Source organism: Hyphomonadaceae bacterium ML37, assembly GCA_027627685.1.
In the GTDB taxonomy this organism is placed as follows: Bacteria; Pseudomonadota; Alphaproteobacteria; order Caulobacterales; family Maricaulaceae; genus Oceanicaulis.
Genome location: CP091241.1, coordinates 2,662,557 through 2,680,560, shown reverse-complemented (window position 1 = coordinate 2,680,560; position 18,004 = coordinate 2,662,557). Strand labels below are relative to the sequence as shown.

The window sequence follows — 18,004 nt, the reverse complement described above, 5'->3', positions numbered from 1 at the left end:
GCCTGCGCATGAGCCTGGTCGCCCCCATCCTCGCCATGCTGGCGCTCTGGTGGTTCTCCACCGGTGCGATCCTGATGCTGGGCGAGCGCTCCGAGCGCTCGCGCCGTGCCGCGATGGCCATCGTCAGCGTGCTGGCGGTGGGCAGTCTGATCGGTCTCTGGATGGTGCGTGACATCACGACGCCGTTCGGTGCCTATGCCGGTGCGCTGTGCGCACTGACGCTGTGGGCGTGGCATGAGATGAGCTTCCTGTTCGGTTATCTCACCGGCCCCAACCGCAAGCCATGCCCGGACAATCTGACCGGCTGGCCGCGGTTCCGGGCCGCGGCGGCGACGCTGATGCATCATGAGCTGGCCATTGCGGCCACGGTCGTGGTGATGGCTGTCATGAGCCTCGGCGCCGCTAACCAGGTGGCGCTTCAGCTCTTCGTGCTGCTGTTCGCCCTGCGGCTGAGCTCGAAATTCAATCTCTTCCTGGGCGCGCCCCATTTCACAGACCAGTTCCTGCCCGGACGGCTTGGCCATCTGCGCAGTTATTTCAGCCCCCGTCCGGCCGGGTGCTTCTTTGTCGTCACCACCAGCGTGATAGCGCTGATCACCGGGGCTTTGATCTGGAGCGCCGTCACCGCTGCCTCGCCCTTTGAGGCGGCCGCCTTCGCGCTATTGGGGACGCTTGCGGCCCTCGGCGTGCTCGAACACCTGTTTCTGGCCCTGCCGCTGCCTGACGCAGCGCTGTGGCGTTGGCTCTTGCCGGCGCGCGACCCGCGCCGCTCGCCCGATCTGTGAGGGGAGGGGACATGATGGACTTCCAGGCATTTTTTGAAAACGAGCTCAGCAATCTGAAAGCCGAAGGCAATTACCGCGTCTTCAATGATATCGAGCGGCGCAAGGGCGCCTTCCCCGTCGCCACCCGCCATCAGGACGATATCGAGACCGAAGTGACGGTCTGGTGCTCAAACGACTATCTGGGCATGGGCCAGAACGCCGTGGTGCTCGACGCCATGCATGAGGCGCTGGACCGTTGCGGGGCCGGTGCCGGGGGGACGCGCAATATTTCCGGCACGAACCACTATCACGTGCTGCTGGAGCGCGAGCTGGCCGATCTGCACGGCAAGGAAGCCGCGCTCCTGTTCACCTCGGGCTATGTCTCCAACTGGGCGACCCTGGGCACGCTGGCGGCGCGCATCCCGGGCTGCATCGTGATGTCGGACGCGCAGAACCATGCCTCGATGATCGAGGGCATACGCCACTCGCGCGCCGAGAAGCATGTCTTTGCGCACAATGATCCCGAGGACCTGGACCGGCGCCTCAGCCAGCTTGATCCCGATGCGCCCAAGCTGGTGGCGTTTGAATCGGTCTATTCCATGGATGGCGACATCGCGCCCATTGCCGAGATCTGCGACGTGGCCGAGCGCCATGGCGCGATGACCTATCTGGATGAAGTGCATGCGGTGGGCCTGTACGGCCCGCGCGGCGGCGGCATTGCCGAACGTGAAGGCCTGATGGACCGCGTCACCCTGATCGAGGGCACGCTGGGCAAGGCCTATGGCGTCATGGGCGGTTACATCGCCGGTTCGGCCGCGATGTGCGACTTCGTGCGCTCCTTCTCCTCGGGCTTTATCTTCACCACCGCCCTGCCGCCGGCCGTGGCCGCCGGCGCGCTGGCGGCGGTGCGCTACCTCAAGGTCTCCGACATGGAGCGCCAGCGCCAGCGCCGCAATGTGCGCCGCGTGCGCGCCAAGCTCGCAGCCATGGGTATTCCCACCCTGGACAATCCCAGCCATATCGTGCCGGTGATGGTGGGCGAGCCGGTCAAGTGCAAGCGCATCAGCGACTGGCTGATGAGCGAGCACGGCATCTATGTGCAGCCGATCAACTATCCTACCGTGCCCAAGGGGACCGAGCGCCTGCGCATCACGCCCTCACCGGTCCACAGCGATGCAGACATTGATCGCCTGATCACAGCCCTGTCGGAAATCTGGTCGGAATGCGCCCTGCACCGAAAATACGGCGCCGCCTGACCTCCGGTCCGGACGATCGCATCATTTCGGCCATCGGCCCTGACGGCGCGCGCTTCCCTGTGGAGAAGCTGAAAGCGCATCGTGAGGGGCTGTTGCACGATGCTGTCTCGGTGTTTGTCTTTGATGGCCCCGAGACGCTGCTCCAGCGTCGGGCGGCCAGCAAATATCACTGCGCCGGACTGTGGGCGAACGCCTGCTGTACGCATCCCGACTGGGGTGAGGATGCGGGCGTCAGCGCCCGCCGGCGCCTCGGCGAGGAGCTGGGAGTCGATCTCGATCTCACCGAATTTGCCCAGACCACCTACCGGGCTGATGTCGGCGGCGGCATGGTCGAATATGAGCGCGTGCGCCTGTTCCGCGCGCATGTAGATCGCTGTGCGCTCACGTTCGCTCTCAACCCGTTGGAAGTGTGCGACGTGCGCTGGGTAAGCCGTGAGGTGCTGCTGCGTGAGGTGGCGGAGGCTCCCGAGCGCTTTGCGCCCTGGCTGCGTATCTATCTGGAGCGCTGGGACGCGCTGGGGCTTACGGGGTAATACCCGGGGTCCGATGAGCGCTGGCTCAAAAGGCACGGCTCACCATCAAAGTTCACAATAACCGCATAAAAAAGACCCCCGGGAAGCGCTGGGTGCGCCGTCCGGGGGTCCTTGGAATGCCCGTCAAAGGCCGGTTCTTGCGGCACCCTAGAGCGGCCGCGCGATCCCGTTCTCGCTGGCCCAGATGAACCAGTTGTCCACAAGTGTGCCGGTGATCAGGATACCGATTCCCCCCGTCAGGGTCGTCAGGACCGCGAACCACCATGCCCAACGGTGGATGGATTCCATCGTCGCGTTGAAGCCCATGGTCCAGCGCCAGAACAGCGCCGCCCTTTCGGTGGCGGTCCCGCGATCCGTGATCTGCTCGATCTCGCGGTCCCCGCCAAACCGGCCCACCGCCAGGATCGTCGCGCCGTGCATGGCGAACAGCAGGGCTGAGCCATATAGGAAGGCGATCGAGAGCATGTGGAACGGGTTGTAGAAGAGGTTCCCGTAGATCAGGGAGAAGTTATTGGTCCAGTCCAGATGGCTGAAAATGCCGAACGGCACCGCCTGGGACCAGTCACCCATGAGCATGGGCCGGATAAAGCCCAGCACCAGGTACAGCCAGATCGCCGAGGCGAACGCCCAGGCCACATGGGTGCCCAGGCCGAGCTGGATGGCGCGCCGGTATGTGCGCACCCACCACAGCAGGATGGACGCGGTCAGGAAGAAGCCGGCCAATATGTACCATCCGCCCTCATTGAGAGGCACGAAGGGCTGGAAGCCGTATTCAGGTCCCGGGGGATCCAGGGTCAGCCAGAAGAACTCGCGGCCGAAAGCCAGCGGGTCCCAGTTCACCGAGGCCAGCATGTTCAGCCCGATGATCTCGATCGCGATGAAGCCGCAGATGAGCGAGGCGACACCGGTGAAGCCGAGATAGATCGGACCGATCTGGGCGTTGCCGATCCGGCCCAGCAGGTGGCTGAAGAAACCCCCGCCATAGCGCGGTTCGTCGCCGGCCGGCAGGTGTACGCCCTGCTCGACCGGACCGCGGACCTGAACCTGGGTGAAGATGTTTTGATAGGTTGTCATCATATGTCTCCGCTCAGCTCCAGATCGGCAGCTCGCGCCACCATTCCCACCAGTCCACCCATGACCGGACCCAGGGTCCGGAGATGATGATGCAGACCGCGCTCCAGAAACCGGCCGACAGGGCGAGGAACAAGCCCAGACGGTGGATCCCCAGCGGGCCGATAGAATAGCCCAGGATGTCTCGGAAGAAGGTGTCTTCGTGGTCCGGCGTCTTCACCGTCTTGCCCTTGCCGGGATTGGTCGCCGACAGAACAAGCGCGCCGTGAAGGCCCAAGGCGAAGGTCGTGATGAAGAAGAAGCTCACCGCGATCATGTGCGCCGGGTTGTAGTGGAAGTTCACGTAGGCGTAGCCCACGTTGGAGACCCAATCGAGGTGACTCATGATGCCGTAGGGGAAACCTTCCCCCCAGGCGCCCAGCAGCATGGGCCGGAACACGTTGAGGGTCACAAAGGCGAAGATCGCCACACCAAAGGCGATGGGCACGTGATAGCCGATGCCCAGCTTGCGGCAGATTTCCACTTCTCGCAGGGCCCAGGATACAAAAGCACCCGTTGCGCAGATCGTGATGATCTGCCACAGACCGCCTTCCCGCATCGGCGCCAGGGCAAGCCCGTAGCTGACGTCAGGTGGCTGAATGTCGATCAGCCAGGGATTCCAGGTATCGCCGAGCGAGGCAGCGAAAAAGATCAGCCCGGTGCCCAGCACCGCGAAGAAAATCGTGGTCACGCCGAAGAAGCCGACAAAGAACGGACCGACCCAGAAATCAAACAGATCACCGCCGATCAGCGTTCCGCCGCGGACCCGATATTTGCGCTCGTAACTTAACAATGCCATTGCGCTGTCTCCGTTATCGGTCGTCCGGGCGGTGCCGGGCGCATGGAGCCCGGCACCGCTGTACGGCCGTCAGCATTGACCGGAACACACATACGTGTCCGGCTTGCTGCCCCTGAATGGGGCGGCATCAAGATGCTCAACCTGCTAGAGGTTGACGACTTCAACGTCCTGGCTCAGTGACGCCGAAGCGCCACCGCCCGCTGCGCCATCAATCCAGTTGTACCTGTCACTTGAGAGCAGGATGAAATGGATAAGCACTGCGAGGGTGAACAAAAATACCGCGAGCGCGATCATTACGCGGCGCGGATCAAACAGAAGCCAAACTCTCCACATTGTCTCGATTCCTTTTGTTGCGTGACTCTAGAACGAGAGCCAAGGCTTGTAGAGCCACAGTGAAACGTGTGCGAGAAACGGGAAGAGGGACATGAGGATCGCACTTTTCACAAAATAGCGATGAATCTCTTGCGCCTCTCCGTGGGTGAGCCCCGAAAGAGACTCTCTATCTGAAGCCATAGGAATGACCTCCCTTTTGCCTGTCGGCGGTTACCGCGCAGAACCCTCGCGGCAAGGGCACCAGATCAAGTCAAGATCTGGCTCATCCGCACCAGTGGTCAGGTTCTGGTGTGAAATGTTCTTTCGACCGGGTGTCGCCGCATACCCCGGCGCCGCCCACTTGGCCGCTGGCACGGGGATGCAGGTTTCACCCGCACGATTCTTCATGTGTGGGGCCTGCGTCATGCCGGACTCCCTGCCTTCAAGGCCCGCCCGGTCTTGGCCACACGGGTGGTCGACACCCGGGTCTCGCCGGCTGAGCGTGCGTCGTGTTCCGCCGCGTCGCGCAGCTGCTTGGCGGCCGATATGCGCACCAAGATGGGCTCGCGCGACACCAGTTCGTCCAGGAGGGCGCGCGCATCGCTGTCCCAGGTAAGCTCGCGGGCGAGGCGTGCGGGCGTGGCGGGCGCGCGGTCCATGTCCGTGCCCAGGGGCAGGATGTGGAACAGCGCGTCGAACAGCGCGTTGCAGGTTTCCTGGATGATGTAGGTGGCGCCCGAATAGCCCATGAAGGGCGTGCCGGTGTGCCGGCGGATCACCGCGCCCGGGAAAGAGGCGGGGATGAAGCGCGCGCGTCCGCCGGTCTCGGCCAGATACATGCGCTCGTTGAAGCTGCCGAACATGATGAAGGGCGGCGTGTCCTTGATCGCCTGGCGCACGGCGGCATTGTCCGGCTTCACGCCGGCGCGCCGGGAGAAGGCGAAGGTGCACGGCAGACCCATCTCCTCGTGGAGGAAATGCTTCAGGCCCCGGGCGTAGGTCTCGTTGGCCACCACGGCAAAGCTCGCCGTGCCGAAAAAGTCCTGGGTGACCGACCGCCACAGATCCCAGAGCGGCTTGATCGTGGTGTGGCGCTCGCGCTCGATGAAGGGCTCGGCGTCCAGCTCGAGCAATTCAGCCAGCTTGCGCAGGAATTTGGTGGTCGAATGCAGGCCGATGGGCGCCTGCAGATATGGCATGTCGAGCGCTTCGCACAGAAGCCGCCCGAACTCGCGATACATGCAGATATTGACGTCGGCATCGACCAGGCGCGGCGCATTGGCCAGATGGCTGCCCAGCGGGAAGACCATGTTCACTTCCGCGCCGATGCCCTCGACCAGGCGGCGGATCTCAGCCAGATCGGACGGCATGTTGAACATGCCATAGGCCGGGCCGATGATGTTGACGCGCGGCTTGGCGCCCTCGGCGCGTTTCTTGGCCTTGGGGCGCTTGCCATGCTTGGCGCCGTACTCGGTCCACAGCCACAAAAGGGCGCGGTCGGCGCTCTGCCACTGATCCTCGTCGATGGTGCGCGGCAGGAAGCGGTGAATGTTCAGGCCTTCGGGCGTCACGCCGCCGCCGATCATCTCGGCGATGGAGCCGGTGACCACCACGGCGGGCAGGTCGGGCTCCAGCGTCTCGTGGGCGCGCTTCATGGCCTCTTCGGTGCCCGCGCCCATCTCGTCTTCGCTGAGCCCCGTGACCACAATGGGCAGCTCATGCGGCGGCAGCGCGTCGGTATAGTGCAGCACCGAGGTGACGGGCAGGTTTTCGCAACCCACCGGTCCGTCGATGATGACCTGCAGGCCCTTGACGGCGGTGAACACATACACCGCGCCCCAGTATCCACCGGCCCTGTCGTGATCGAGCACTAACATCCTGTGGGCGCCTCGATCGCTTTTTCGCGGGCTTTTTCGGCGCTGTAGCGCTTGCGGGCCTCTTTCATGCGGAAGGTGCGGCTGTCTTCGGGCGTGTCTTCCCACACCCCGGCCGCATGGCCGGTTCCCACGCCTTCAAAGAAGTCGCGCATGGTGTCGAAACGGTGCTTGGAGCCCATGGCCGCATTGACCACTTCAGCCAGCGAGCCGGCGCCCGCCGGACCCATCAGGGGCCGGGCGGAAATGAGATTGGTGAAGTAAAGCGACGGGGTCCCGGTCTCTTTCACGGCCTGCACGACGGGCGTCGTGCCGATGGCGAGGTCAGGCTTGAACTCGCGGAACGCCGCCATGTCCTGCTCCAGCGAGGCGCGGAACTGGACGTGGACGCCCTTGGCCTTGAGCCATTCCAGATCATCCGCCGACCAGGGCGTCTTGGGGCAGGCGGTGCCCACATAGCGCACGTCCGCGCCGCTCTCGACCAGCAGGCGCGCCACCAGCAGTTCTGAGCCTTCATAGCCCGACAGCGTGATGCGGCCCTGGATCGGCTTGGCCTTGAGCGCGCCCTCGATGGCCGGCAGGACCGCCTGCTTGGCCGCTTCGATCTTCGCGTTGGAGACATTGGCCGCCGCGCCGATGGCCTCAAGCCAGGCCGCTGTGCCGTCGCGGCCCACCGGCGCGGAACCGACAATGGCGCGCCCGGCGGCTTTGAACTCGCGGATGGAGGCGGTGTAGAAGGGGTGGATCGCGCCGACCACCTGGCTGTCGAGCGCGGCATAGAGCTCGCGCCATTCGCGCGTCGGGACCACCGGTCCGGCCCCCAGGCCCATAGGCTCAAGCAGGCGGCCGATCACCACCGGATCCGCCGGGAACATCTCGCCCAGCAAGGTCACCGTGGGGCGCTCGTCGCGCGGACGGTCGGGTGCCTGGACCGGGCCGAGCTCGGCCTCGGTGCGGGCGTAATTGAGCATCGCGCCGGCCAGAACGTCCTTGGCCTCGGCATGGGTCGGTACGCCAAAGCCCGGCACGTCGATGCCGATGATGCGCACGCCGTTGATTTCCTTGGGCAGAAGACGCAACGGTACCCCGGACGCGGTCGGGACACACAGATTGGTGATCACGATGGCGTCGTAATTGTCCGGGTCGGCCATGTCATAGACTGCGTCACGGATGTCCTCGAACAGCTTGCCGGTGACCAGCGTTTCCGAATTGAACGGAACATAGCCCACCGTCCGGCGCGCGCCGTAAAAGTGCGAGGTGAAGGTCAGCCCGTACACGCAGCAGGCCGAGCCCGACAGGATCGTCGCGGTGCGGCGCATGCGCAGCCCCACGCGCAGCGAGCCGAAGGCCGGGCACATGGATTGCGGCTGGTCGTGGGGGCCTTTGGGATAGTCTTTCTCGTATTGCTCGAGAATCTCTGACGCGCCCGAGGCTTTCGCCTGGGCCAGCATTTTTTCCGCGCCGGCGTGACAGCCCGACCCATCGCCCGCCGCCGCAGACGGCATGCCCTGCGCCGCTGATGCGTCACCCGGTGCGGTCATGGCCTGGACCGGCGCGCTCACCACGGCGGTATCGTCCAGCGATGTCTCGCCGGCGCCGTCATAACGCACCTCTCCACCGGAGCGGGTATTGATCAGAGTCACAGAGTCTTTCGCCATGCCGCTGCCCTCAGACTTCGTCGTACACGACTTCAAGGGAGGGCTTTTCAACATGGTTGAGCCCGCACATGTCCGCCGAGGTCGCCGGCGTCATGGAGAAGCCTTCGGCCTCCTGGGAGTCGAACAGGGCCAAAAGCTCGTCCTGGCTCAACGGCGAGGGCTGCACCGGAGGCGCGTCGGCGACATTGATCCCCAGCTCTTCAAACAGCGCCGCCCAGGGCGAACCGGGACGGCCAATGATCTCGTAATTGGCGCTCTTCTTGCGGATGTCGTCATCGGCCGGAATGGCGGCCAGAACCGGAATGCCGACCTGCTTGGCGAAGGCCTGGGCCTCGCCCGTGCCGTCATCCTTGTTGATGACCAGGCCGGCCACACCGACATTGCCGCCCAGCTTGCGGAAATACTCCACCGCCGAGCAGACATTGTTGGCGACATAGAGCGATTGCAGGTCGTTGGAGCCGACCACGATCACCTTCTGGCACATGTCGCGGGCGATCGGCAGGCCGAAGCCGCCGCACACCACGTCGCCCAGGAAGTCCAGCAGGACATAGTCGAAATCCCACTCGTGGAAGCCGAGGCTTTCCAGAAGCTCGAACCCGTGAATGATGCCACGTCCGCCGCAGCCGCGGCCGACTTCCGGTCCGCCGAGCTCCATGGCGAACACGCCGTCGCGCTTGAAGCAGACATCACCAATGGCGACAGCTTCGCCCGCCAGTTTTTTCTTGGACGAGGTCTCGATAATGGTGGGGCAGGCGCGGCCGCCGAACAGGAGCGAGGTCGTATCGCTCTTCGGGTCGCAACCGATCAGCAGGACCTTCTTGCCCAGCTGGGCCATCATATAGCTGAGATTGGACAGGGTGAACGACTTGCCGATCCCGCCCTTGCCATAGATGGCGATGACCTGTGTGGTCTTCTTGATCGGTCCGGTATGGACCGCATCGGGCTCGATCGCCGCTTCACGCCGAAGCGCGTCAGAGCCGCTGTCTTGCTTGAATTCGCCATCCATTAATGGGCACTCCAATCAATGATCATTTTCAGGCAGTTGGCGTCGGAGAAAGCGGTTTCGTACGCCTCTCCGGCCGCATCGGGCGCGCTGTAATGGGTGATCAGTCCATCCAGTGACAGCGCGCCGCTATTGAGCAGGTGTCCGACGCCCTCAAGGTCGCCGGGATTGAATTCCGCCGCGATGCGCAGGCGGGCTTCTTTCATGAAGGCGGGTGCGAAATTGAAGCTCAGCCGTTCGGCGTAAAAGCCCGCCAGGACGATCTCGCCGCCCTTGGCCAGCCGGCCCACCAGCGAGTCGAGCAGGGAGGAATCCCCGCTGACGTCATAGATCGCGCGATAATCGCGCCGCGCATCGTCTTCGGGGCGGATGACCGGATAGCCGTCCGCGCCATCCATGCGCATCGGGTTGATTTCCCACACCGTCGGGGCAGGCCCGCCGGAGGCGACCGCGATGCGCGCCAGCAAACGGCCGAGCGCCCCATGTCCGATGATCAGATCCGGCGCGACACTGGTGTTGGCCATGGCGTGATAGGCGGTGGCGGCCAGCGCCAGCAGCACGCCGCGCTCGCCGAGATTTTCATCGACCGGGGTGACGCGCGCGCCGGGCAGGGTGACCCGCGAGGCGGAGCCGCCAAACAGGCCGCGCACTGCGCCAAAGCATTGTGAGCCCGGAACAAAGACCCAGTCGCCTTCAGCCCGGCCCGAAGCGGGCCCTGCCTCAACGACGCGTCCAATGGATTCGTAACCGGGGACCAGCGGATAGCCCATACCGGGGAAGGCCGGCATCGTGCCGGACCAGAGCAGGCGCTCGGTACCCGTACTCACGCCTGACCAGGCGATTTCGACCACCACGTCCTGATCGCCGGGCGCGGCGATATCGAGCCTGTTCAGCGCAATGCGCTTGGGCTCTTCGAGAACGATAGCGAGGGCGTCCAAGTTTTGCCTCCCCAGGCTTGTGGTCGGATTAAGGCGTCATCTGTCAGTTTACATTGACACTGCCCACAGTCAATTCTGATTTACGCTTTTCCGGTTCGCGCGGTCATGACACTGGCGATAAGGGGGATTCGCGACCGGTGGACGCGTGCGCCGGCAAAGCCTGCATCGCCCAGCATGCGGGCCAATCGGGCCGCGTTACGCGGCCGGCCTGCGCCCATCGCCGCGAGATAGAATCCGAAATAGGCGTCCCCCATGGGCGCGGCGCCGGGGGCGTCAGCCATGGGTTCGGCGACCAGAAGCGTGCCGCCCGGCGCTATCGATTCGCGGCAGGCGCGTAACAGGCGCATGACATCGTCATCGCTGTGATCATGAATGATGCGCACCAGAGAGATCAGATCAGCCCCGGAGGGCAGCGTGTCCGTAAGGAAGCTGCCGCCATGGATGTTGGCGCGATCGGCCAGACCGGCTTCGGCGAGGCGCTCGCGCGCCCGGGCCGCTACAGGCGGAAGATCGAACAGGGCGAGCGAGAGCCGGGGCGCGGCGCGCGCAGCCTCTTTCACGAATGCGCCTTCGCCGCCGCCCACATCCAGAAGCGTGTTGTATTTTTTGAGGTCTACTGCCGCGAACACCTCCTCGGCGACCATGGGCAGGGTGGCGGCCATGAGGGCGGAATAGGCGTCCGGGCGGCCCGATGCGCCGTCGCCGCGCCCGTAGCCCCAGAAATCAGCCAGCTGGCCCGGCGTCCCGCCGCGCAGCACCACCATGGGGTCTATGAGATCCTGATATAGCAGGCGGTGATGCTGCACCATGGCGGCCAGGCCTGGTTCGCCGATCAGCGCCGCGCCCAGTGGGCCAAGCGCAAAACGGTCGCCGCTGCGCGGTTCGAGAAGTTTGAGAGATGCCGCAGCGCGCGCCAGCAGTGCTGCACCGTCCAAGGGCAGGTCTGCATGGGCGGCGATCGCCTCGACCGGCTGGGGGCCGTCCTTGAGAAAGGTGAACAGGTCGGCCTGGACGCATGCCAGTACAGTCTGGGAATAGACGAAGCCGGCAAAAAGGTCGAAAAGCGAGCGCGCACTGGCCCTGGCGCTGCCGCGCGTGACCGGGAAGGCTTTGGCCCAGCGCCGGAAGCCCGGATCTGACACCAGCCCATTGCGAAGATCGCCCAGAGCAGACCGCCAGCCCATGTGCGGCTCTACTCTGCGGGCACGGCTATGTTCTTGGGTACAAGTCGATGAGCCTGGGCGGTGACGATCTGGCGTAACCGGTCGGCACCATTGACGCCGGGAATTGACGTTACGGCTTCGGACACGCGCGCCTTCAGCCGGCCAATCGCCCCGTCCATGCCAAGCTCGTGAACGCAGTTGGGCCGACAGAGCTGCGCATCCTTTCCGGCTCCCTTGCCCGCCTCGCCGCCGCCTGCAGCATCCATTATATCGTCAGCGATCTGATAGGCTTCACCGATCTTTTGACCCAAAGTCCGCCAGCGCTCCGGGTTCCCGCCTGCCACCAGCGCCCCGCCCATGGTTGCAGCGACGAAGAGTGCGCCAGTCTTTGCGCGGTGATACTGCTCCAGCGGTATCGCCGGTTCGCTTTCCCACGCCTGGCCGGCCGAGATTCCGTTCGGCGCGCCGATGGAGCGCGCGATCAGTGCAGTCAGGGCCGGAAGGCGCGATGGGTCAGGCGCTTTCGCCAGCGCGATCGTTTCGAAGGCCAGCGCGATCAGCGCATCGCCCGTGAGAATCGCCAGAGGTTGCCCGAATACGGCGTGCACGGTGGGCTTTCCGCGGCGCAGGCTGGCGTCATCAAAGGCAGGAAGGTCATCATGAACCAGCGACGCGCAATGCAGTAGCTCAAGTGCGGCGGCGGCTGAATCGGCAAGGTCCGGAGCCGGATCGCCACAAGCAGCCGCCACAGCCAGCAAAAGCTGCGGCCTGACCCGAGCGCCGCCGGGAAACACCGCATAGGCCAGCGCTTCGGAAAAGCGGGGCGGGCATCCCTTGCCGCCAGCCCGCTCGATTGCGGCGTGAAGCTTGGCCTCAATGCGTGCGTCCGCGTCCATGTCCCGCTCCTCATCGCTTGCGAGCGTCAAGAATACCTGTCACTTTAAGTGTTATGATGATTGGACACTTCAGCTTGGGCTGTCAATGATGCGGACGCGGTCTGAGCACGGCGCGGTCATTATCGGTGCCGGCGTCGGCGGGCTGGCGGCCGCGATTGACCTCGCGTCGCGCGGCTTGCCGGTGACCCTTGTCGAGCGGGCTGACGTCCCCGGCGGGAAGATGCGCGCGCTCCATGTAGGCGGGCAGGACATTGACGCCGGTCCGACCGTGATGACGCTTCGAAGCGCCTTTGACCGCCTGTTCGAGGAGGCCGGGGCCACATTTGAAGACTATGTCGGCCTCATCCCGGCCGAGCGCCTGGCCCGCCATGCCTGGGATGCAGAGGACACGTTCGACCTGTTTGCAGATCCCGAGCGTTCCATTGATGAGGTGGGCCGTTTCTGCGGGGCGCGGCAAGCCGGATTGTTCCGCCGTTTCCTGTCGGATGGTTGCAGGCTCTATGAGGCTCTGGACAGGAACTTCATGCAAATGCCCCAGTCGTCGCCGGTCAGCCTGGCCGGCCGCATGCTGCGGCATAATCCGCGTGGGGCGCTGACGCTGAGGCCATTCTCCAGCCTCTGGGATGCGTTGGGAGATTACTTTCCGGATCCCCGGCTGCGCCAGCTGTTTGGCCGCTACGCCACCTATTGCGGCGCGTCGCCCTATCAGGCGCCGGCCACGCTCATGATGATCGCCGAGCTGGAGCAGCGCGGCGTCTGGTACGTCAAAGGCGGCATGAGCCGGCTGGCGCACGGCATGGCCGCCTTTGCGGCTCGGCTGGGATGTGAGATCCGCTATGGCGAGGCCGTCGAGCAGGTCATTGTCGAGGGCGGGCGGGCCTGCGGGGTCAGGTTGGGATCTGGTGAGGTTCTGGCTGCGCGCGCGGTTCTGTCCAATGCTGATCCCGACGCCCTGCGTCAGGGCCTGCTTGGCCAGGCAGCGGCCCCGGCTCTGGGCGCGGCGCGGCTGCCGCGCAGTCTCTCGGCGCTGGTATGGACGGCCACAGGGCGGCCCCACGGCTTCGCGCTGGATCGGCACAATGTTGTTTTTTCAAGCAATTATGCCGCCGAGTTTGACGCCTTGTTTGCTGAAGGCCGCATTCCTGATGACCCGACGGTCTATGTTTGCGCGCAAGATCGCGGCGCAGGGCCGCCGCCTGACGGCCCCGAACGGTTTCTGATTCTGATCAATGCGCCCGCGGATGGCGATGCGCGCACATATACGGCCCGGGAGACGGATGCATGGCTCGATCTGACACTCAACCGGTTGCAGGCGCGCGGTCTCGACCTCGACCTCGAAAGCATCGCCACAACAGCGCCGGACGGTTTCGCCAGGCTCTGTCCCGGGTCCGGCGGGGCCATATACGGCAGAGCCCTGCACGGCTGGCAGGCGGCGTTCCAGAGGCCGGGCGCGCGCACCCGGCTGCCGGGTCTGTACCTGGCGGGGGGCGGCGTGCATCCGGGGCCGGGCGTGCCCACGGCGATGCTGTCGGGGCGGATCGCGGCACGCTCGATCTTGGCCGATTTGGCTTCGATGCGGCGCTTCCACCCGGCGGATATCGCTGGGTCTATGCCGACGCGGTCAGCGAGGACGGACGGTTCGCCCTCGTCCTGATCGCGCTTCTGGGCAGTGTCTTCTCACCCTATTACGCTTGGTCGGGACGGGGTGATCCGCTCAATCATTGCGCGCTTAATGTTTGCCTCTACGGCCCCGGCGTACGGCGCTGGGCGATGACCGAGCGGCGGCGCGGCGCGGTGCAGGCGAGCGCCGACAGCCTGGCGCTGGGCCCCAGCCAGGTGCGCTTTGAAGACGGGGCGCTGATCTATGACATCGCCGAGCATGGTGCGCCTTTGCCCAAGGCCGTGCGCGGGCGGGTCGTGATCCGGCCCGATGTGGAGCAAAGCGAGACCTTTACGCTGGACGCGGAAGGCCGCCATGTCTGGCGCCCGGTCTGGCCCCGTGCGCGGGTGGAAGCTGAGTTTGACGCGCCGGCTTTACGTTTTTCCGGCGATGGCTATGTGGACATGAATGCCGGCGCCGAACCGCTGGAAGCGGGGTTCCGGTCCTGGAACTGGGCGCGCACGGCGACGGAAGGCGGCGCGGCGATCCTGTATGATTCGGTCTGGGCGGATGGCGGCGGGCAGTCGCTTGCCCTGCGCATCGATCCGGCCGGCCGGGCCGAATCATTCGATGCGCCACGGGTACAGGCTTTGCCAAAGACCGGCTGGCGGGTGGATCGCGCCGCGCGCTCGGACGGGCCGGCGCGGGTGATCGAAACGCTGGAAGATACGCCATTCTACTCGCGCTCGTTGATCGAGACGGAGCTCCTGGGCGCGCGGCGGACATCGATGCATGAAAGCCTCGACCTGACGCGGTTCTCGTCACAGGTGGTGAAAATGATGCTACCCTTCCGAATGCCGCGGGCGTACTGGCGCTGAACAGGCAGCTGTTTGCCCAGGCGCGCCGCGCAGACCCTCGTCATGCCTTTGTTCTGTTCAGCCGCACGATCTCCAGATTGAGGGTGGCGGCGATGGTCACCCACACCAGATAGGGTGCCAGCAGCCAGCCGGCGATGGCGTCGATCTGGGCGAAGGCATAGAGATTGGCCGCCACGGCCAGCCAGAGCAGGACCACTTCGGCCAGCGCCAGTCCGGGCTTGCGCATCCCGAAGAATACGGCCGACCAGAGCGCGTTGAGCACCAGCTGCAAGGCCCAGATGGCGAGCGCAGGATGCCATCCGGCAAGGTCCCACACCCGCCAGGCCGCTATGGCCATGGCGATGTAAAGTATGGACCAGACGATCGGAAAAACGACGTCCGGGGGCGTCCAGCGGGGCTTGCTCAGGGTCTTGTACCAGGCGCCCGGACGAAAGATCGCCCCGGTCAGGGACGCGAGGAATACTGTGACGACAAATGGTAGAAGGGTCCAATAGGGGGCGTCCATTACTCCCTATTGCTCTCCTTGACGTCCTTGCGCTTCATGCGGCGAAGTTCGCGCAAGCCCCAGATAATGACCACAAGAGCCAGCAACGCTTCCAGTGCGAAGAATACATAGTGAATCATGCTCGCAGTTCCTCCGGGTCTTTGGCCGCGTCAGCCGCCGGCCGCCCTGTCTCTCATCTTAACTTCATGCAGTATTCCGATCACCCGCCCCCATTCCTCATCCACCCGCCACCAGGGCGGCGGCGTGTCTGGGGCTGGCACGTTCGGGGCGGCATCGACCAGAAAACGCGTTTCGGCCAGCGGCGCTTCGGCTGCGGCGCTGGAGGCGAACACGGCATCAAGCACTGCGGCTCCCGCCAGACCCAGCTTGCGCAAGGTCGACGTGGTCGCGCGGCGATTGACTGTATCGAACCGGTTGCGCCCGGCCTCCACGCCAATCTCCCGATAGATCCGGGCCGCTGCGTGAATGGCGGGCCGGCACCTGGACGGGAGGAAGGCAATGCCCGGCCGCGCGCGTTGGTACAGGCGGTCAGCTTCAGTTAGCAACCGCTCGACGCAGGCGGCGATGTGCTCGTCAAAGCATGGCTCGGCCAACCATGCATCAGGGTCGCGGCCCGCTTCGGCAAACCAGGCGCGCGGCAGGTACAGGCGGCCCGCCCGGGCGTCCTCGCCCACATCCCGTGCGATATTGGTCAGCTGCATGGCCACGCCCAGATCGCAAGCGCGCGCCAGGGCCTCGGCGCTGCGGGCGCCCATGACCAGCGACATCATCGCTCCGACCGAGCTCGCCACCCGGGCGCCATAGGCGCGCACGTCCGACAGCGTCTCATACTGGCGGCCGGTCGCATCCCAGGCAAAACCCTCGATGAGGGCGTCGGGCAAGGCTTGTGGTATGTCGCATTGGCGCACCACATCACTGAAGGCCCGGTCGATTGGGTTGTCGGCCGGTTGGCCGGCGTAAATCATCTCCAGGTGCCGGGTGACGAGGCTACAGGCCGCTGCGGCGTCTTCGCCCTGATCGACTGTATCGTCCGCCCATCGGCAGAACCCGTACAGGGCAAAGGCCCTGTCCCGCGCCTCGCTGGGCAACAGAAACGAAGCGGCAAAGAAGCTCCTTGAACCTCCCTTGATCGCTGCGCGACAGGCCTGAATATCCTGCGGGCTGGCAAACGGCTCAGCCATAGGCGGCGGCATCCGGCACGATGGCGTCAAGTACGCGTGCAGACGACAGAACGCCCGGAACGCCTGCTCCGGGGTGCGTGCCAGCGCCGACCAAGTAAAGCCCTTCGACCTCTTCGCTCTTGTTGTGGGCCCGGAACCAGGCTGACTGGGTGAGAAGGGGCTCCAGCCCGAAGGCGGCACCGTGAACCGAGTTCAGGCGGTCGCGGAAATCCAGGGGGGTCATGACCCGCGAGACCTCAACTGAGCCCTTCAGGCCGGGCAGCAAGGTCTCTTCAAGCCGCTGCTCCACCGCCTGGCGGTAGGGCTCGGCCATCTTTGCCCAGTCGGTATCGCCGGTCAGATTGGGAACCGGCGACAGCACATAGAACGCCTCGCAGCCCGGTGGCGCCATGGAGGGGTCTGTGGCTGTCGGGCGGTGAAGGTACAGGCTGAAATCCTCCGCCAGGTGCTTCTTCTCGAAGATATCGCTGAGCAGCCCCCGATAACGCGGGCCCAGCAGAATTGTGTGATGATCCACGTCCGGGTACAGCTTTCTTGTTCCGAAATACCACAGGAACAGGCTCATGGAGTAACGGGCCGTATCAACTTTCCGGTCCGTCCATCGCTTGCGCCGGACGCCGGACATGAGATGTTTGTAGGTGTGTCCGACTTCGGCATTGGACACGATCACCTGCGACGGGATATGGCGGCCGCTGGCCAGTTCCACGCCGGTGACCCGGCCGTTGTCCACCTTGATCTGACGCACTTCGCTGTTGCAGAGCACCTGTCCGCCCTGGCCCCTGATCAGGTCAACCAGACCCTCCACAAGCCTGCCCGTCCCGCCCATGACGAAGTGAACGCCCCACTGACGCTCGAGATGGGAGATCAGACAATAGAATGAACTGGCGGCAAACGGGTTTCCGCCTACGAGCAGGGGGTGAAAGCTCAGAGCAACTTGGAGCTTCGGATTCTTGACATATTTGGAAACAAGCTGGTGCACGGTCCGATAGGAGGACAGGCGGATGAGGTCTGGTGTCGCACGCGCCATGGATGAGAGCGTGTGGAAGGGCGCATGCGCCAACTCCTTGAAGCCGACTTCGAAGATATCCTTGCTCTTGCGCAAGAAGCGCTCATAGCCCGCGAGATCGTCCGGGGCCACCCGCATGACCTCGGCGCGCATGGCTTCGGCATCGCGCGGGCAGTGAATGACGCTGCCGTCGTCAAACCTGATGGCGTAGAAGGGGTCGATCTCGCGCAGATCGATCTCGTCCTGGAACGTGCGGCCGGCCAGCTGCCATAATTCCTCCAGCAGGAACGGGGCGGTAATGATGGTGGGCCCGGCATCGAACACGTAGCCTTTGTCCCTGAAGACATAGGCCCTGCCACCGGGCGCATCCAGCTTCTCAAGCACCGTGACGCGATACCCGCGCGCGCCGAGCCGGACGGCCGCCGCCAACCCGCCAAAGCCCGCTCCGATTACGATCGCATGGGGCTTTCCAGGCTGCTGGGCGGGAGTGTCATCGGTGCGTTCGAGCATGGTAGCCTCCATCCGCGC

The 18,004-nt window shown here is 64.8% G+C and carries 17 protein-coding genes; 5 read left to right on the top strand and 12 right to left on the bottom strand.

Translation table 11 applies throughout. The features are described 5' to 3' along the window. Positions 1-8: 8 nt before the first annotated feature. Genes L2D01_13215 through L2D01_13205 form a run of 3 tightly spaced genes read left to right on the top strand, consistent with a single transcriptional unit; the run spans position 9 to position 2,553 of the window. Positions 9-785, top strand: coding sequence for a DUF3623 domain-containing protein (locus tag L2D01_13215; protein ID WBQ09832.1), 777 nt, complete (start codon positions 9-11; stop codon positions 783-785). A gap of 14 nt (positions 786-799) precedes the next feature. After that, the gene (gene hemA / locus L2D01_13210) at positions 800-2,020 is read left to right on the top strand and encodes a 5-aminolevulinate synthase (GenBank protein ID WBQ11651.1); all 1,221 of its coding nucleotides are present in this window, start codon (positions 800-802) and stop codon (positions 2,018-2,020) included. Then, positions 1,987-2,553: an NUDIX domain-containing protein gene (locus L2D01_13205; protein WBQ09831.1), complete on the top strand. Its 567-nt coding sequence runs from the start codon at positions 1,987-1,989 to the stop codon at positions 2,551-2,553. The genes hemA and L2D01_13205 overlap by 34 nt, the downstream gene beginning before the upstream one ends. 147 nt (positions 2,554-2,700) lie before the next feature. On the opposite strand, the gene pufM is transcribed toward L2D01_13205, so the two are convergent. The 9 genes from pufM to L2D01_13160 all read right to left on the bottom strand — a co-directional run bounded on the left by pufM (position 2,701) and on the right by L2D01_13160 (position 12,306). Then, positions 2,701-3,627 carry a photosynthetic reaction center subunit M gene (pufM, locus tag L2D01_13200; GenBank protein ID WBQ09830.1) on the bottom strand — a complete coding sequence of 309 codons (927 nt, stop codon included), beginning with the start codon at positions 3,625-3,627 and terminating at the stop codon, positions 2,701-2,703. A gap of 13 nt (positions 3,628-3,640) precedes the next feature. Further along, the gene (pufL, locus tag L2D01_13195; protein ID WBQ09829.1) at positions 3,641-4,462 is read right to left on the bottom strand and encodes a photosynthetic reaction center subunit L; all 822 of its coding nucleotides are present in this window, start codon (positions 4,460-4,462) and stop codon (positions 3,641-3,643) included. A gap of 144 nt (positions 4,463-4,606) precedes the next feature. Further along, positions 4,607-4,756: a light-harvesting protein gene (locus tag L2D01_13190; GenBank protein ID WBQ09828.1), complete on the bottom strand. Its 150-nt coding sequence runs from the start codon at positions 4,754-4,756 to the stop codon at positions 4,607-4,609. A 440-nt stretch (positions 4,757-5,196) separates the two neighbouring features. Next, entirely contained in the window at positions 5,197-6,651 is a 1,455-nt protein-coding gene (gene bchZ / locus L2D01_13185; protein WBQ09827.1) for a chlorophyllide a reductase subunit Z, read from the bottom strand. Continuing rightward, positions 6,645-8,306 carry a chlorophyllide a reductase subunit Y gene (gene bchY, locus L2D01_13180; protein WBQ09826.1) on the bottom strand — a complete coding sequence of 554 codons (1,662 nt, stop codon included), beginning with the start codon at positions 8,304-8,306 and terminating at the stop codon, positions 6,645-6,647. The genes bchZ and bchY overlap by 7 nt, the downstream gene beginning before the upstream one ends. A gap of 10 nt (positions 8,307-8,316) precedes the next feature. Next, positions 8,317-9,312 (bottom strand): chlorophyllide a reductase iron protein subunit X, encoded by a 996-nt coding sequence (locus L2D01_13175; protein WBQ09825.1) that lies wholly within the window; start codon positions 9,310-9,312, stop codon positions 8,317-8,319. Further along, a complete protein-coding gene (gene bchC, locus L2D01_13170; protein WBQ09824.1) occupies positions 9,312-10,247 on the bottom strand; it encodes a chlorophyll synthesis pathway protein BchC in 936 nt (311 codons plus the stop codon). The genes L2D01_13175 and bchC overlap by 1 nt, the downstream gene beginning before the upstream one ends. Before the next feature lie 80 nt (positions 10,248-10,327). After that, positions 10,328-11,431, bottom strand: coding sequence for a methyltransferase (locus L2D01_13165; protein WBQ09823.1), 1,104 nt, complete (start codon positions 11,429-11,431; stop codon positions 10,328-10,330). A gap of 8 nt (positions 11,432-11,439) precedes the next feature. Beyond that, a complete protein-coding gene (locus L2D01_13160; protein WBQ09822.1) occupies positions 11,440-12,306 on the bottom strand; it encodes a polyprenyl synthetase family protein in 867 nt (288 codons plus the stop codon). A gap of 88 nt (positions 12,307-12,394) precedes the next feature. On the opposite strand from L2D01_13160, the gene crtI (L2D01_13155) reads away from it, so the two are divergent. Together crtI (L2D01_13155) and L2D01_13150 are read left to right on the top strand one after the other, a co-directional pair. After that, positions 12,395-13,960 carry a phytoene desaturase family protein gene (gene crtI / locus L2D01_13155; GenBank protein ID WBQ09821.1) on the top strand — a complete coding sequence of 522 codons (1,566 nt, stop codon included), beginning with the start codon at positions 12,395-12,397 and terminating at the stop codon, positions 13,958-13,960. Positions 13,961-14,076: 116 nt separating this feature from the next. Further along, a complete protein-coding gene (locus tag L2D01_13150) occupies positions 14,077-14,784 on the top strand; it encodes a hypothetical protein (GenBank protein WBQ09820.1) in 708 nt (235 codons plus the stop codon). A 40-nt stretch (positions 14,785-14,824) separates the two neighbouring features. On the opposite strand, the gene L2D01_13145 is transcribed toward L2D01_13150, so the two are convergent. The 3 genes from L2D01_13145 to crtI (L2D01_13135) all read right to left on the bottom strand — a co-directional run bounded on the left by L2D01_13145 (position 14,825) and on the right by crtI (L2D01_13135) (position 17,986). Beyond that, complete coding sequence (locus tag L2D01_13145) at positions 14,825-15,289, bottom strand: tryptophan-rich sensory protein (protein WBQ09819.1); 465 nt, start codon at positions 15,287-15,289, stop codon at positions 14,825-14,827. A gap of 149 nt (positions 15,290-15,438) precedes the next feature. Continuing rightward, positions 15,439-16,470, bottom strand: a complete 1,032-nt coding sequence (locus L2D01_13140) for a phytoene/squalene synthase family protein (GenBank protein WBQ09818.1) — start codon at positions 16,468-16,470, stop codon at positions 15,439-15,441. Further along, the gene (crtI, locus tag L2D01_13135) at positions 16,463-17,986 is read right to left on the bottom strand and encodes a phytoene desaturase family protein (protein WBQ09817.1); all 1,524 of its coding nucleotides are present in this window, start codon (positions 17,984-17,986) and stop codon (positions 16,463-16,465) included. Before crtI (L2D01_13135) ends, L2D01_13140 begins: the two co-directional genes overlap by 8 nt. Positions 17,987-18,004: the final 18 nt, after the last annotated feature.

Coding starts and splice junctions, on each gene's coding strand:
- L2D01_13175 (WBQ09825.1), bottom strand. CDS start 9,312: ATGGATGGCGAATTCAAGCAAGACAGCGGCTCTGACGCGCTTCGGCGT.
- L2D01_13160 (WBQ09822.1), bottom strand. CDS start 12,306: ATGGACGCGGACGCACGCATTGAGGCCAAGCTTCACGCCGCAATCGAG.
- pufL (WBQ09829.1), bottom strand. CDS start 4,462: ATGGCATTGTTAAGTTACGAGCGCAAATATCGGGTCCGCGGCGGAACG.
- L2D01_13165 (WBQ09823.1), bottom strand. CDS start 11,431: ATGGGCTGGCGGTCTGCTCTGGGCGATCTTCGCAATGGGCTGGTGTCA.
- hemA (WBQ11651.1), top strand. CDS start 800: ATGGACTTCCAGGCATTTTTTGAAAACGAGCTCAGCAATCTGAAAGCC.
- crtI (WBQ09817.1), bottom strand. CDS start 17,986: ATGCTCGAACGCACCGATGACACTCCCGCCCAGCAGCCTGGAAAGCCC.
- pufM (WBQ09830.1), bottom strand. CDS start 3,627: ATGACAACCTATCAAAACATCTTCACCCAGGTTCAGGTCCGCGGTCCG.
- crtI (WBQ09821.1), top strand. CDS start 12,395: ATGCGGACGCGGTCTGAGCACGGCGCGGTCATTATCGGTGCCGGCGTC.
- L2D01_13140 (WBQ09818.1), bottom strand. CDS start 16,470: ATGGCTGAGCCGTTTGCCAGCCCGCAGGATATTCAGGCCTGTCGCGCA.
- bchY (WBQ09826.1), bottom strand. CDS start 8,306: ATGGCGAAAGACTCTGTGACTCTGATCAATACCCGCTCCGGTGGAGAG.
- L2D01_13205 (WBQ09831.1), top strand. CDS start 1,987: ATGCGCCCTGCACCGAAAATACGGCGCCGCCTGACCTCCGGTCCGGAC.
- L2D01_13190 (WBQ09828.1), bottom strand. CDS start 4,756: ATGATCGCGCTCGCGGTATTTTTGTTCACCCTCGCAGTGCTTATCCAT.
- L2D01_13150 (WBQ09820.1), top strand. CDS start 14,077: ATGACCGAGCGGCGGCGCGGCGCGGTGCAGGCGAGCGCCGACAGCCTG.
- L2D01_13145 (WBQ09819.1), bottom strand. CDS start 15,289: ATGGACGCCCCCTATTGGACCCTTCTACCATTTGTCGTCACAGTATTC.
- L2D01_13215 (WBQ09832.1), top strand. CDS start 9: ATGAGCCTGGTCGCCCCCATCCTCGCCATGCTGGCGCTCTGGTGGTTC.
- bchZ (WBQ09827.1), bottom strand. CDS start 6,651: ATGTTAGTGCTCGATCACGACAGGGCCGGTGGATACTGGGGCGCGGTG.